Genomic DNA, 12,309 nt, shown 5'->3' on the forward strand with positions numbered 1-12,309 from the left:
CGCCTTCGCGAGCAAGCCCGCTCCCACATTGGTTTTGTGTTGATCAATAAATCAGGCGCTTCTGGAAGAAGAAGTGCTTATGGCCCGGCGGATAGTCGGCAATGTGCCCGATCTCGCTATAGCCGCATTTCTTGTAGAACTCCGGTGCCTGGAATTCAAAGGTGTCGAGCCACAGCCCGACGCAGCGCCGTTCCCGCGCCAGGTCCTCGGCCATCTGCATCAGCTTCGAGCCCATGCCCTGTCCCCGCGCCTGTTCCGGCACCACCAGCAAGTCAATGTACAGCCACTGGTAAAAAAATCGGCCATGCAGGCCGCCGAGGATTTCGTCGTTGTCGTCGCGCACCAGCAAGGCGATGTGCTCAGGCACGTTACCTTCGGCCTTCGAGCCGTTGTACGCGCGCAATGGCTTGAGGATCGCCTGGCGTTGTTCTTCCGTGGGGTTTTGCGACAGTTCGATACGCAGGTTCATGGCTATATCCATATGGCATTGAAACCGCAGCCTATCCCGGTCTCGACGATTGATCCATCCCCGGAAAAGTTTAACCGTCGTCAACGCGCAGCTTGCTTGAGGGGGCAAGCGCTGTTCGTTTTCATTTAACATGTGGACCCTCAGACAAGTAACAGGACGCGTTGTCATGTCGAACACAGCCGAGCGGGTCAACATCCTTGAGTCTCAGGTGTTGTCCCACGACTGGTACCTGCTCAGGAAAATCACCTTCGATTACCGCCGCAACAACGGCGAGTGGCAACGCCAGACGCGAGAGGTCTACGACCGTGGCAACGGCGCGGCGATTCTGTTGTACAACCGCGAAAAGAGAACCGTGGTACTGACCCGGCAATTTCGCCTGCCGGTGTTCGTCAATGGCCACGATGGGCTGTTGATCGAAGTGGCGGCGGGGCTGCTGGAAGGCGCGGCACCCGAAGACCGCATCCGCGATGAGGCGGAGGAAGAGACGGGTTACCGCGTGCACCATGTGCAGAAGGTGTTCGAGGCGTACATGAGCCCCGGTTCGGTGACGGAAAAACTGCACTTCTTCATCGCTGAGTACGATGCGGCCTCCAAGGTCAGCGACGGTGGTGGGCTGGAGGCGGAAACCGAGGAACTGGAAGTGCTGGAATGGCGTTTCGACGACGCGCTCGAAGCGTTTTACCGCGGCGAGATCTGCGACGCCAAGACCATCATGCTGTTGCAGTATGCGGCGATGAAAAATCTGTTCCCCCAAGCATGATCAAAAGCCTGGCAGGCGTGCCGTGCCGGGCCATTGCCCACCCTCCAGCGTCAGCAACAGCTCCTTCGCCTCAAGCCCCCCGGCAAACCCGGTCAGCTTGCCCGACGCGCCGATCACCCGGTGACACGGCGCCACGATCGATATCGGGTTCTTGCCATTCGCCGCGCCCACCGCCCTGACCGCTGCCGGGTTGCCGATCTGCTCGGCGATCTGGCTGTAGCTGCGGGTCTCACCGAACGGGATGGTCAGCAGCGCCGCCCAGACCTTCTTCTGAAATTCCGTGCCGGCAAAATCCAGTTCCAGTTCGAAGCGATCGCGGGTGCCGGAAAAATATTCGCCCAGCTGCGCAGCCGTGCGCACCAGGATCGGGTTGTCCGGCGCTTCGCGCATCGGTCCGAGGCGCACCCGACCGGGTTTGTCGTTTTCCCAGAGGATAGCCGCCAGTCGTGAACCGTTCGCGACCAGCTTCAACTGGCCGACAGGTGAAGCCACGGTGGTGCAGGTATAGGTCATGCCAGGGCTCGCACGAAATGGCTGAACAGGCGTTAAGGATACTGTCTTGACGGGGAGGCGCAATACGTAATCCCGACCATACTTGGCTACGGCTTTTGAAGCGTTTTCCTATGAAATAACAAGAAGAGACCGACTCATGAAGTATGAACCTTTTGCCAAATCGCTGATTGCGACCTCATTGGCACTCAGCTGTCTGACTGCTCACGCCGCCTCCGTGGCCCCGGCTACGGGAGAAAACGGCATGGTGGTCACGGCCCAGCACCTGGCCAGCCACGTGGGCGTGGATGTGCTCAAGAACGGCGGCAATGCTGTCGATGCGGCGGTCGCGGTCGGCTATGCGCTGGCGGTGGTGTACCCCGCGGCTGGTAACCTCGGTGGCGGCGGTTTCATGACCATTCAACTGGCGGACGGGCGCAAGACCTTCCTCGACTTCCGCGAAAAGGCCCCGCTGGCCGCTACCGCCAACATGTACCTGGACAAGGAGGGCAACGTCGTTCCCGATTTGAGTACCCGTGGCCATTTGGCCGTAGGTGTGCCGGGCACCGTTTCGGGCATGGAACTGGCGCTGTCCAAGTACGGCACCAAGCCGCGCAAGGAAATCATCGCCCCGGCCATCAAGCTGGCCGAAGACGGTTTCGTGCTGGAGCAGGGGGATGTCGATCTGCTGGACTACGCCACTGACATGTTCAAGAAGGACATGAAGGATTCCGGCTCGATCTTTCTCCATAACGGCGAGCCGATGCAGGTCGGCCAGAAACTGGTGCAAAAGGACCTGAGCAAGACCTTGCGGGAGATCTCCGAGAAAGGCACCGACGGTTTCTATAAAGGCTGGGTGGCCGACGCTATCGTCACCTCCAGCCAGGCCAACAAGGGCATCATCACCCAGGCCGACCTCGACAAATACAAGACCCGCGAACTGGCGCCCATCGAGTGCGACTACCGTGGCTATCACGTCGTTTCCGCACCGCCACCGAGCTCCGGCGGCGTGGTGATCTGCGAGATCATGAACATCCTCGAAGGCTATCCGATGAAGGATCTGGGCTACCACTCGGCCCAGGGCATGCACTATCAGATCGAGGCGATGCGCCACGCCTATGTGGACCGCAACAGCTACCTGGGCGACCCGGATTTCGTGAAGAACCCGATCGCCCACCTGCTGGATAAAAACTACGCAACCAAGCTTCGCGAAGCGATCAAGCCACAAAAAGCCGCGGTATCCAGTGAACTCAAGCCGGGCGTAGCGCCCCATGAAGGCAACAACACCACCCATTACTCCATCGTCGACAAATGGGGCAACGCGGTGTCGGTGACCTACACCCTCAACGACTGGTTCGGTGCCGGTGTGATGGCGAGCAAGACCGGGGTCATCCTCAACGATGAAATGGACGACTTCACCTCGAAAATCGGCGTGCCGAACATGTACGGCCTGGTGCAGGGCGAGGCCAACGCCATCGCGCCCGGCAAGGCGCCGCTGTCGTCCATGAGCCCGACCATCGTCACCAAGGACGGCAAAGTGGTGATGGTGGTCGGTACGCCGGGTGGCAGCCGCATCATCACCGCGACCTTGCTGACCATGCTCAACGTGATCGACTACGGCATGAACATCCAGGAAGCGGTGGATGCGCCGCGTTTCCACCAGCAGTGGCTGCCGGAGGAAACCAACCTGGAAGCCTTCACCACCAGCCCGGATACGGTGAAAATCCTCGAAAGCTGGGGGCACAAGTTTACCGGTCCACAGGACGCCAACCATCTGGCGGCGATCCTGGTCGGCGCGCCGTCCCTGGGTGGCAAGCCGGTGGGCAAGAACCGTTTTTACGGGGCGAACGACCCACGGCGTAACACCGGGTTGTCGCTGGGTTATTGAGGGTTGTATCCGCAAGGGGACGGGCTTATGTTCGTCCCCTGATTCCTCGACACATCAAGGAAGGAAATCATGACCACTGCGTTGTTAATCATCGACGTTCAGCAGGCTTTGTGTTCCGGTGAGTACGCGTGCTTCGAGATCGGGCGTGTCATCGATACGATCAACGATCTCTCGGCCCGGGCGCGCAAGGCCGGCGTTCCGGTGGTGCTGGTCCAGCACGAAGAAGCGGACAGTCCGCTGGCGCATGAAGCTGCTGGCTGGCAACTGGCCGAAGGGCTGGAAACCTCGCCCAAGGATCATCGCGTGCGCAAGACCACACAGGATTCGTTCTACCAGACCAACCTGCAAAAACTATTGCCGGTGCAGGACTTCGAGCGCCTGGTCATCTGCGGACTGCAAACCGATTATTGCGTCAATGCCACCGTGCGCCAGGCCCTGAAACTGGGCTACGACGTGGTCCTGGCGGGCGACGCCCATTCCACGGTCGACAACGGCAACCTCAGCGCCGAAGACATCATTGCCGAGCACAACAAGGACCTGAAGCGCCTGACCGGTTCCGTGGCGCGGATTGATGTGATACCGGCCAAGGATATTCAACTCTAATCCACCATATTTCCCTGTGGGAGCGAGCTTGCTCGCGATGGCGTTACAGCCAGCATTGATGTTGGCTGACCCACCGCTATCGCGAGCAGGACCTACACCGCTTCGAAAATCTCGATCAACTCATTCAGGAACGCACTCACCAGATCGCGCTGACGAGCCGAATGCCGCACCGCCGCATGAAAGCTCACCTCATAGCGCAGCAGATCCGGGTTCAGTGGGTGCAGTTGCCCCAGCTGTTCATGGCGGGTCGCATAGTGCTGCGGCAGAAACCCCAAATGCTGGCCTGACAGAATCAGCAGGGCCGCGCCGTCCATGCTGTCGGTGAGCACGGTCAGGCGTTCAATTGACGTGGGGGCCGGCATTTCCGGCAGCGGATGGCTCGGCCAGACCCAGTCGAATCCGCTGACATCTTCACGGGTCAGTGCGCCGACTTGCCCGAACAACGGATGCGAGGGCGCGCAGTAGGCGATCTGGGTTTCCGGGAACAGCGGGAAATAATCGATGCTGGGCAAGCGGTGCCAGAAGTAACCGATGGCCAGGTCGATATGGCCGTTGATGATTTTCTCTTCCAGCAGGGACGACGACAGCTCGGTGAAATGGAAGTACAGCCCCTCGTGCCGAGCCCGCAAACGGGCAATGGCCAAGCCGATTTTCCTGTTCGCCACCGGATCGATTTGCCCCAGCAGGCCGATGTTGATGCTGCCCGAGACTTTGCGGTTGATGTGCTGCACCTCGACCCGAAAACCCTCGGCCGCCGCCAGCAAGCGTCGGGCCGCCTCGATGAACTGCGTACCTTTGGGCGTTACGGAAAACCCGCCGCGCCCGCGTTCGCACAGGCGGAAACCGACCCGGGCTTCCAGCGTCGCCAACTGCGCGCTGATTGTGGGCTGCGTGGTGTTGAGGGCGGTTTGTGCCGCCGAAATGCCGCCGGCCTCAACGACGGTCAAAAATACCCGGATCAGACGCAGATCCAGCTCCGATACAGTTCCCAGCATGGGGGCTCCCGATTTTCGCTTACATAGGTTTTGATCTATGTGAACAGTGTGCCTGCGATATTTTATTGCCCGAACTCACGCCCTACATTGCCGTGAAACCAGCGTCATCGTCAGCTTTTTCTGGAGTTTCACCTGAACTGGACGTCGTAGCGAGCGCTGTACCCACAAAAACAACAAACAACAGCATAGGAACAATCGTATGTCAGGTTCCCCAGTGTCTGCGCGCGCCGCCGAGTCGAGTGGCGGGTTGGCCATCGAAGGCCACTCGATCGATTACATTCCGCAAAGCGAACGCCACGCCAAACTCAGCAGCCAGGGACCGTTCTGGTTTCTCGGCAATTTCCACTTCTTCACCATCTCCATCGGTTTTGTCGGCCCGAGCCTCGGTTTGTCGGCGTTGTGGACCATGCTCGCCGGTGCCCTGGGCATCATGTTCGGCACCATTTTCATGGCGTTCCACGGCTCCCAGGGCCCGGAAATGGGCCTGCCGCAGATGATCCAGTCCCGCGCCCAGTTCGGTTATCGCGGGGTGATCCTGGCGTTGATGGCGACCATGTTTGTGTTCGTCGGTTTCAACGTGGTGAATATCTCGCTGATCATGAACGGCCTTGAACATGTGTTTGGCATCGACCCGACCATAGTCGCCGTCGCGGTGGTGCTGATCGGCGCAATGTTGTCGATCTACGGCCACGACCTGATGCACAAGGCCTTCAAGTGGGCCTTGCTGGCGACCTTGCCGCTGTACGCACTGGTGACCATCGCTTTGATGTTCGGTGCGGGTCAGGAAGGCGTCACGCCGGCGACCAATCTGGGCTTCAACTGGGTGGCCTTCGCCACGCTGTTCGCCATCGGTGCCAGCTACAACATTTCCTATGCGCCCTACGTGTCCGACTATTCCCGTTACCTGCCGAAAAACACCAGCCGGGCGAAACTGATCGCGGCGGTGTTCATCGGGGCCTCGTTGTCCGGCAGCTGGATGATCGGCCTCGGCGCCTGGCTGGCGCAGCAGTTGAAAGCAGCGGATGCGCTGGTGGCGTTGAATCAGGTCGGTTCCTCGATGGTACCGGGGTTGGGCAATCTGCTGGTGATCGTCTCGGTGGCGGGCTTCCTGCCGATCGTCGCGCTCAACACCTACAGCGCCATGCTGACGCTGCTGACCGGTGTCGACTCGATCAAGAAAATCACCCCGACACCCCGCGCCCGCGTGCTGTCGATCAGTGTGATCAGCGTGATTCTGTTGACCTGCGTGCTGTCGATCAAAGGTGACGGCATCGCGCTGTTGAACACCTTCCTTGTGTTGTTGCTGTACTTCCTGGTGCCGTGGACCGCCGTCAACCTGGTCGACTACTTCTTAGTGCGCAAGGGCCGCTATGCGATCCCGCATTTCTTCACACCGAAGGGCATCTACGGCGCCTGGCAATTTCGCGGCATTGCCTCGTACCTGATCGGCTTCGCCGCCATGGTGCCGTTCTTCTACATCTTCGATGCCGCCGCCGGCAAAGAGGTTTTCGTCGGCCCGCTGGCGCGGGTGCTCGAAGGCGTGGACATCGCCTGGCTGGTGGGCCTGGTGGTGTCGGGGCTGACCTATTACCTGCTCAGCCGCTCGATTGATCTGGCCGCCGAGCGCCGGGTGATCGACGCGCTGAGCGAAAGCGACATCGTCGCCATGACTCATTCATCTGCGGAGGCAGGGCGTTGAACAGCGTAAAAAATACTGTGGTCGCCTGCTGCCAATTGGCACCGAAAATAGGTGACCTGGCCTTCAACCGCACGCTCACCGAGCGCGCGATTCGTCAGGCGGCGTACCAGGGTGCGCAAATCGTAGTGCTGCCTGAGCTGGTGCAGAGCGGCTATCTGTTTGCCGACCGCGACGAAGCACTGACCCTGGCGGAAACCACTGATGGCCCGACCTTGCAACTCTGGCAGGCCCTGGCCCGTGAGCTGAATCTGGTGATAGTCGGCGGATTCTGCGAGCGCCTGCCCGGTGATGAGCTGGCCAACAGCGCGGCGATGATCGACGCCAATGGGCTGCGTGCGGTGTACCGCAAGGCGCATCTGTGGGATGCCGAAAAAGAAATCTTCAGCGCCGGCGATGCCGCGCCACCGGTGGTCGAGACGGTTCATGGGCGGCTCGGCATGCTGATTTGCTACGACCTGGAGTTTCCCGAGTGGGTGCGACTGCCGGCACTGGCCGGGGCCGATCTGCTGTGCGCGCCGGTCAACTGGCCCGACGGTCCGCGGCCGCAAACCGAGCGCCCGGCGGAAGTCTTGCGGGTGCAGGCCAATGCTTCGGTGAACCGCATGTTCATTGCAGCATGCGATCGCTATGGTCATGAACGCGGGGTTGGCTGGGTGCAAGGGTCGGTCATCGTCGATGCTGACGGTTACCCCTTGGCCGGGCCGGCGGAGCAGGGCGGCGAGCAGATTTTGCTGGCGACGCTGAACCTCGCCGAAGCGCGCAACAAGCGCATCAGCGCCCGCAACGACCTGCATCAGGACCGCAGACCACAGTTGTACGGATTGAACAGCAGTTTGTAACCGTTGATGTCACGGCGAGCTGGACGCCATTCCCGAGCCTATGGCATCGTCAAGGCAACAGACCATGCAGTGAACGGGATCGCAAAAATGGAGGGGGGAAACCAGGTTGACGACAACAGGTCGCTGGCCACGCTGAAGGCGTTCAATCATTGCGTGTTGCACCTGGGGCGGCTGGCACGGGAAAGCGGGGCGTCGCGGTTCATCGCCGATGGCCTGCAAACATTCGCTCAACTGGTGCCTTTCACCTCTGCGTGGTGGGGCGAGATGTCGCCACCGAGCAACACCACCCCGCAAAGCTGGATGCACGGACGCATCAACCTGCCCGAATCCTTTGCCGCCGAATGGCATCCGGTAGCGGCCAACGACAAATTCTCCCATACCACCTTGAATCAACCCGGCGAGGTGTTGCGCGACAGCGGTTTCAATGACCCCTGCGAAGCGGTCAACGACTTCGCCCGGCGTCACGACCTGTTTCATTTGATGTGCATCACCTTCGAACTGCCTGAAAGCGGCTTGATGTTCTTTGTCTGCCTGTACCGTGGTGAGCATGAGCAGGCATTCAATGAAACGGAAGGCGAGCTGTTTGCGGCTTACTGCGATCACCTGTTCCAGCTGTGGCGGTTTCAGGTGCAGGACATGATCCGCTTCGACACCGACAATGGTGCGAGCGACTCCGGGATCGCGCGCATGGACGGCAGCCTGCTCTATGTCGGCGCCCGGTTGTGTGCCGCGATTCAGCGCGAACTGCCCGGCTGGAGCGGTTCGACACTGCCGGCCGACGTCATTGCGCAATTGTCCAAAGCCCCCTGTGTGATTCGTCTGGGCCGCTGCGCCCTGACCCTCAGCCCCAACGCCGAACACGTCATCCTTTCCCTCGAGGCACCGTCTGGCGGGGACGGCCTGGCGCCACGGGAACGCACCGCAGCGATGCTGTTCGCCGCCGGCCACTCCTACAAAGAGATCGCCAAACTCCTCGCCCTGAGCCCCGCGACCGTGCGCACCTATTTGCGTAACTGCTACTTGCAGCTCGGTGTGAAAAGCAAGGTGGAGCTGGGCTCCGTCCTGCGTTCGCCGGGTGCGCTGGCGGAGTCCGTGCGTCGGGATTAATCCCCGCCGTTTCAATTATTTGCCTCACCCCTCCTCATTTGCAGAGGTCCATTCGAGCGCTGCGCCCTATAGGGTATGCCCTGTCTATCAAGGGCTTGTGCAGTCGCTTCGGGCCGCTTCAAAACAATAAGAACAGGGGTGAGGCATTTGAGACTTTCCAGGTTGTTCATCGCCGTTGCGTCGACAACGGCATTTTCCTGCATGGCATTGGGCGCGACGCCCGCCGACACGGTCATGCGCAATGGCTACGTCTACACCGTCGATGGCCAGGATTCCGTGCAACAGGCCATCGCGATTTCCGGCGGCAAGATTGTCTACGTGGGCAACGATGCCGGGGTCGACGGCTACATCGGCAAGCAAACACAACTGATCGACCTGGCCGGGCGCATGCTGATGCCGGGCTTCGTAGATGCGCACATGCACCCGGGGGACGGCGGTCGCGCCATGACCTTGTGCGATCTGAAGTACCAGGCGATGACCCGCAAGCAGTTCCAGGCGAGCATCCAGGCCTGTCTCGATGCCGAGAAGGACAAGGGCCCGGATGTCTGGCTGGAAGTGGGCAGTTGGGATCGCATGGGCATGACCGGGCTCGACGGCGACCCCGACAAATCGACCCTGGATGCGCTCAAGACCAAACGGCCGATCCAGGTCCGCTCCACCGATTTTCATACCGTGCTGGCCAATTCCCGTGGCCTGGAAATGGCCGGCATCAACCAGCAGACCAAGGACCCCGAAGACGGCAAGTACCGACGTGACAGCGCCGGCAACCCGAACGGCATCTGCGAGGACGGAGCCGCCGAGTCGATGGCCGCCGTGGTGCCGCCCGCTACCGACGCGGAAAAACTCAACCAGCTGCGAGCTGCCCTCGACGCCATGCGCCAACAGGGCATCACCAGTTTCTTCGACGCATTGTCCGGCCCGGAAAACGGCAAGGGCTTCAGCAGCCTGCAAAAGTCCGGTGAATTGACCGCCCGGGCCTTGCTGGCGATCAAGCTGGACCCGGCCGCCGCTGCCGCCGACCCGGCGAAAACCATCGCCGAGGCCAAGGCACTGGCCAATACCTACGACCAGGGCGAAGTGAAAGTCGCACCGGGTGTGAACATGCGCCACGTCAAACTGTTCATGGACGGCATCATCAATGCCCCGGCGGACACCGGTGCCATGTTGACCCCGTACCTGCACAACAGCGGCACTGACAAGGCGCCGAAGTGGACACCGGGCAAAAACCTGGGCGAACTGTACTTCCCGCCGCAAGTGCTCAATCCGTTGTTGCTGGAGGCGGTCAAGGCCGGGTTCGATCCGCACCTGCACGCCACCGGCGAGCGCGCGGTGCGGGATGCACTGGACAGCGTTGCCTACGTGCGCGAGCAACTGCCGGGCAATCATTTCCGCCCGGCCATCGCTCACGCCGAGTCTGTCGATCCGGCTGACTATTCGCGCTTCAAGGCACTGGACGTCACGGCCACCATGTCGTTCCAGTGGGCCCAGCAGGCACCGTCCACGGTCGACGGCACCAGCGATCACCTCGGTGCCGAGCGATTCGAGCGCATGGAACCCTCGGGCAGCATCGCCCATGCCGGCGGCCGGGTGGCGTTTGGCAGCGATTGGCCGGTCGATCCGCTGGATGAGTTCCTCGCCTTGAAGGTTGGCGTTACCCGTTCCGGCGACCCCAGCAACCCGCACAGCTATGGCCCCAAGTATGCCGGGCGACTCAACGCCGATCCGGCGCTGTCGCGAGCCGAAGTGCTGCGCAGCATCACCCTCAATGCCGCCGAACAGCTGAAGCTGGACGCGGTGGTGGGTTCGGTCGAAGTCGGCAAGTTCGCTGACCTGATCGTGCTGGACAAGAACTTCATGCAGGTGCCCGAAGAGGAGTTGGGTCGCAACGACGTGCTGCTGACGCTGGTCGGCGGCAAGGTCGTGTGGGCCAAGGCGCCGTTCCTGGGGCTTGCGCCACAGGTAGTTTCCCAAGCTGTTACTTCCCGATCCGCCCCATAAAAATTAGAGAGCGTTCCGATGCGATTCATTCCAAACCTGTTGGCCGCCGCGCTGGCGTTATCGTCGGTGCAAGCGATGGCCGCCGCCGACCTGGTGTTGTTCAACGGCAAGGTCTTTACCGCCGAACCCGGCCAGGCGCTGGTGCAGGCTGTTGCGGTACAAGACGGCAAGATTCTGAAAGTGGGCAGTAATGCCGAAATCAACGCCCTGGCCGATGCCGGGACCCAGCGTATCGACCTGGCGGGCAAGGTGCTGATGCCAGGCATGATCGACACCCACAGCCACCCGATCGTGGGCGCTTTCGACAACATGAAAGCCAACCTGCTGGACGAGGTCAAACCCTTGCCGGTACTGGAGCAATGGTTGATCGAAGAGGACAAGGCCGGCCGTGCCAGGGCCGGTGATGTGATCAGCGTCGCCGGGGTCAGTTCGGCCTATTGGGAAAAAAGCCGTGAACTCGGCAAAGTGTTCAATCAGGGGCGTTGGGCCGATCAGCCCATCGTCTTCAGCGGCATCGACGGCCACACCGGTTGGGCCAACAACGCGATGCTCAAGCGCCTGAATATAGACGCGGCACTGGTCAAGAGCCTGCCGGAAAAAGACCGCGGTTACGTCGGCCATGAACAGGACTTCACCCCCAATGGCTACTTTGCCGAATCCCGCTGGGACGTGGTGCGCAGCGGGATCCCCGCGCCCAGCCCGGAGACCATGCTCAAGGCCGCTCGCGAGGCGGTGAGGGTCAACAATCAATACGGCATCACCGCCTGGATGGATGCTGCGGCGAACGGCGGCAGTGAGGATTCGCTGTTCGATTTCAAGGCCACCACGGAAAGTGTCGGCGTGCTGCCGCTGTACAAGGAGCTGGCGCAGAACGGTGAACTCAGTGCTCACGTCGCGGCATTGATGGTCACCAACCCGAAGAGCCGCCCGGCCGATCTGGAAGTGATCGCCACGGTGATGAAGCAGTTCGAAGGCGTTCCCAACCTGACATTCCCCGGCATCAAGGTGTTCACGGATGGCATTCTCGAATTTCCGGGGCAGACCGCCGCGGTCATCGTGCCGTTCAAGAACAGCCACAAGAATGGTCAGCTGCTGATCGATCCGGCGCACTTCGGTGAGTTGGTGGTGGCGGCGGAAAAACGTGGCTGGATCGTGCACATGCATGCGGTCGGCGACCGTGCCGTGCGTGAGTCGCTCAATGGCGTAGCCTATGCGCGCAAGCTCAATCCGACGCCGGTGCCGCACAGCATCGCTCACTTGCAACTGGTCAATCCCAAGGAGTTTGCACGCTTCAAGCAACTGGGGGTGATCGCCTCCATGCAACTGCTGTGGGCCACCGGCGAGACCTACACCGTCGAACTGGTCAAACCCTACATCAGCGCTTTCGCCTACGGTTACCAGTATCCCGCCCGGTCGCTGCATGACGCCGGTGCCGTGATTGCCGGCGGCAGCGACTGGCCGG

General features: G+C 61.0%; 11 protein-coding genes. 8 read left to right on the forward strand and 3 right to left on the reverse strand.

Going from position 1 to position 12,309, the window contains the following annotated elements; genetic code table 11:
* Positions 1-43 precede the first annotated feature (43 nt).
* On the reverse strand, positions 44-469 hold the full coding sequence (locus PMI29_RS0130265; protein ID WP_033052504.1) for a GNAT family N-acetyltransferase: 426 nt from the start codon (positions 467-469) through the stop codon (positions 44-46).
* Positions 470-635: 166 nt separating this feature from the next.
* On the opposite strand from PMI29_RS0130265, the gene PMI29_RS11295 reads away from it, so the two are divergent.
* A complete protein-coding gene (locus PMI29_RS11295) occupies positions 636-1,229 on the forward strand; it encodes an NUDIX domain-containing protein (protein WP_007999799.1) in 594 nt (197 codons plus the stop codon).
* Here PMI29_RS11295 and PMI29_RS11290 read toward each other — a convergent pair whose 3' ends face one another.
* Positions 1,230-1,742, reverse strand: coding sequence for a methylated-DNA--[protein]-cysteine S-methyltransferase (locus tag PMI29_RS11290; protein ID WP_007999800.1), 513 nt, complete (start codon positions 1,740-1,742; stop codon positions 1,230-1,232).
* A gap of 136 nt (positions 1,743-1,878) precedes the next feature.
* Between PMI29_RS11290 and ggt the strand changes: the two genes are divergently transcribed.
* Entirely contained in the window at positions 1,879-3,606 is a 1,728-nt protein-coding gene (gene ggt / locus PMI29_RS11285) for a gamma-glutamyltransferase (protein WP_007999801.1), read from the forward strand.
* Between the two features lie 69 nt (positions 3,607-3,675).
* Positions 3,676-4,209 (forward strand): cysteine hydrolase family protein, encoded by a 534-nt coding sequence (locus tag PMI29_RS11280; RefSeq protein ID WP_007999802.1) that lies wholly within the window; start codon positions 3,676-3,678, stop codon positions 4,207-4,209.
* 92 nt (positions 4,210-4,301) lie between these two features.
* On the opposite strand, the gene PMI29_RS11275 is transcribed toward PMI29_RS11280, so the two are convergent.
* Positions 4,302-5,204, reverse strand: coding sequence for a LysR family transcriptional regulator (locus tag PMI29_RS11275; protein ID WP_007999803.1), 903 nt, complete (start codon positions 5,202-5,204; stop codon positions 4,302-4,304).
* 199 nt (positions 5,205-5,403) lie between these two features.
* On the opposite strand from PMI29_RS11275, the gene PMI29_RS11270 reads away from it, so the two are divergent.
* From PMI29_RS11270 to PMI29_RS11250, 5 genes are all read left to right on the forward strand, one after another.
* Entirely contained in the window at positions 5,404-6,903 is a 1,500-nt protein-coding gene (locus PMI29_RS11270; protein ID WP_007999804.1) for a purine-cytosine permease family protein, read from the forward strand.
* Entirely contained in the window at positions 6,900-7,742 is an 843-nt protein-coding gene (locus PMI29_RS11265; RefSeq protein ID WP_007999805.1) for a nitrilase family protein, read from the forward strand. The genes PMI29_RS11270 and PMI29_RS11265 overlap by 4 nt, the downstream gene beginning before the upstream one ends.
* An 87-nt stretch (positions 7,743-7,829) precedes the next feature.
* Positions 7,830-8,849 carry a helix-turn-helix transcriptional regulator gene (locus PMI29_RS11260; RefSeq protein WP_007999806.1) on the forward strand — a complete coding sequence of 340 codons (1,020 nt, stop codon included), beginning with the start codon at positions 7,830-7,832 and terminating at the stop codon, positions 8,847-8,849.
* A gap of 201 nt (positions 8,850-9,050) precedes the next feature.
* On the forward strand, positions 9,051-10,847 hold the full coding sequence (locus PMI29_RS11255) for an amidohydrolase (RefSeq protein ID WP_007999807.1): 1,797 nt from the start codon (positions 9,051-9,053) through the stop codon (positions 10,845-10,847).
* A gap of 18 nt (positions 10,848-10,865) precedes the next feature.
* Positions 10,866-12,309, forward strand: a 1,444-nt coding sequence (locus tag PMI29_RS11250; protein ID WP_007999808.1) for an amidohydrolase, incomplete at its 3' end; no start/stop codon positions are given.

The organism is Pseudomonas sp. GM49 (assembly GCF_000282355.1).
GTDB lineage: Bacteria > Pseudomonadota > Gammaproteobacteria > Pseudomonadales > Pseudomonadaceae > Aquipseudomonas.